The following is a 2,368-nucleotide window of genomic DNA, read 5'->3' as shown; positions in this document are numbered from 1 at the left end:
GGGTTTAAAACGCCCAATCAGGTGTTCTATAATATTAATTAGCGTTGCACTTGGTGTGTTAATCTAAGCTATTTTTAATGATGCTTTTAATGATGCATTAAATGGTACTTTAAATAAGCATGCCGTATATCAGAACAGGTTAATCCCATTCAACAATACTATTAAGAGATTATGGAATACCATTATGGGATTACCAAAGACTGACGATATTAGGGTTGGGAATCAGCGCGTTACCCTTAATGCCTTTAATGGCACTGAAACCAAAGAACACTTACGGCAAACAGCGGTGCAGATTATTGCCTCAGGCCCCTCAATTGCTGACTTAGTATTTAACAATCAGCAATTGGGTACTCCAACTATCTTTGTCAATGGTAGCCTCAGTCTGCTCTCAGAGCAGACTTTTACGTCTATTGCTGGCTGGGTGATTAGTGACGCCCGCTTTATCCATCACCAACCAAATATTTTAAAAAACCACTATAATGGTCAACCGCTATACGCAACCCTTGCTGTATTCGAAGCTTTAGCCGCCTCACATCCAGAGATTATGCTCAACTATCATCAAGCAATGCGCGTTTTATATCCCGTAGATCGGCCGTGGGGCGTTAAATCTAATAAGCCTTGGCACAGTAAACTGGCTTTAACAGCCAAGCGGCTGATTAGAAAAAGCTCCTTGAAAGAGTTTGCAGACCATCCAAGCTTCGTCATCAACAGTACTCATAAACCAAAGCCCATTGGTGTATCACTTGATGTCACTGATGGTTTTGTAGAAGCAGGAACCGTTGCTTATGTCGCCGCACAGCTGGCATTCTCTCGCCAAGCCTCTGCTATTCATTTATACGGCATCGACCTACTTAATAGTAACCAACCGCGATTTTATGAAAACAAAGACAATAGCGCACCCTGTAAACTGGATAAAGCGATTACAGATCGTATTGTGCCGTCGTTTAATCTATTAGGAAAGGTCTATAAGGATCATGGTGTGACTGTCTATAATCATTCGCCCGTATCTAAAGACTTGTTTGATGAGCTTTATTAATACTACCTTCTAGGGCGTGCTGAACATTCAAACTGACTTTACTTGAACAAATTTTAGATACTGACGGGCGATGCTGTGAGGCAAAAGTCTATTATTCAATTGGACTTTATAATCATCCAGATTGGCGAGCGCCTGACTCATTAACGTTGCCAACGCATCAGTATCATCTACAGGTATTAAGTTTTGCTCAGGTAATAACTCTTTTGGTCCAAAGGGACAATCTGTGCTAATAACTGGTACTCCTAACGCCTGTGCCTCAACGATGACATAACCGAACCCTTCAAATTTAGACGTCAGCACCATTAATGCTGCGCCAGCGATTAATGGATAGGGATTGCCCTGAAACCCCAAAAACTTGACACTGTCATCAATACCAAGTTGAGTCGCCAATTGTTTCATTTCATCTTCAAGTTTGCCTTCACCTACTAACACCAACGGCAGCTGCCGATCTGTTTTGGCATATGCTCGCAACAAATCCTGATGGTTCTTCATCGTATCGAATGACCCTACATGAATAATGTATCCTTTAGCAGTTAAGCCAAAACGCTCAAAAACTGATGACTGAGCGGCTGATTTTTTGATTTCATTGGTATCGCACGGGTTGTATATCGTCGTCGTTCTATTGAGGTTATTGCCGATAAGTGTTAATAAATCCTTACGCGCCCCATCGCTGACACAGCTACAAGGATGGGCACCATACACCTTTTTTAAATGCTGGATAATATGATTGGGACTGTCTAGTAACTGTTGTTCAAACTGTTTAGATAAGGCAGTATGTAAGACATTGATAATATTTGGCAGTTGACTATAAGACATAATCCAATTTACTTTATAGATATTAGCCAATATTAAATCTGGTACCCTTATATTTTTAAGTACATAGTGATCTATACGCTTTGCAACGGTTCTATATCCTGCGGCTTGCTCGGACTCTTCCTCGAAGATGGCTTTATTGTGAGTCTGGTTGTATGCCACGACATGATGCTGGACGCGATAATCTAAAGGCATTTTCTGCGTATTCTCTAAACAGAGTACATGAACGCTATAGCCCATATCCGCATAAGCACGCGCCAAAGTCGCTACCATGCGTTCAGCACCGCGACCTTCTAACGCCTTTAATATCAGCAAAATAATGGGTTGTTTCATATAATTTTTAATATAATAATATAGTCGGTATGCTAGGGCGTGTCCTCATTTTAAAAATGGTGATAAAAATGAGTTAAATTGCAGTTAAACAAGGAAAATAGTGCAGATAATATCGGGATATTAGCCAACTATTTGACAATGTTTGGCAAAATTTAGCCATTTTTAGCCCATTTAAGTATTATCGTT

At 40.4% G+C, this 2,368-nt stretch carries 2 protein-coding genes; one reads left to right on the top strand and one right to left on the bottom strand.

Annotation, left to right across the window (positions count from 1 at the left end; genetic code table 11):
* Positions 1 to 184: 184 nt before the first annotated feature.
* Complete coding sequence (locus tag ACT3TU_RS13960; RefSeq protein ID WP_444784510.1) at positions 185 to 1,036, top strand: hypothetical protein; 852 nt, start codon at positions 185 to 187, stop codon at positions 1,034 to 1,036.
* 27 nt (positions 1,037 to 1,063) lie between these two features.
* Here the strand turns inward: ACT3TU_RS13960 and ACT3TU_RS13955 are convergent, their stop codons facing one another.
* Positions 1,064 to 2,182: a glycosyltransferase gene (locus ACT3TU_RS13955; protein ID WP_444784509.1), complete on the bottom strand. Its 1,119-nt coding sequence runs from the start codon at positions 2,180 to 2,182 to the stop codon at positions 1,064 to 1,066.
* Between the last annotated feature and the right edge of the window lie 186 nt (positions 2,183 to 2,368).

This window comes from Psychrobacter sp. AOP3-A1-26, assembly GCF_052378235.1.
Lineage (GTDB): Bacteria > Pseudomonadota > Gammaproteobacteria > Pseudomonadales > Moraxellaceae > Psychrobacter.
The sequence above is the reverse complement of the archived record's forward strand: the minus strand, read 5'-3'. Positions and strand labels throughout refer to the sequence as shown.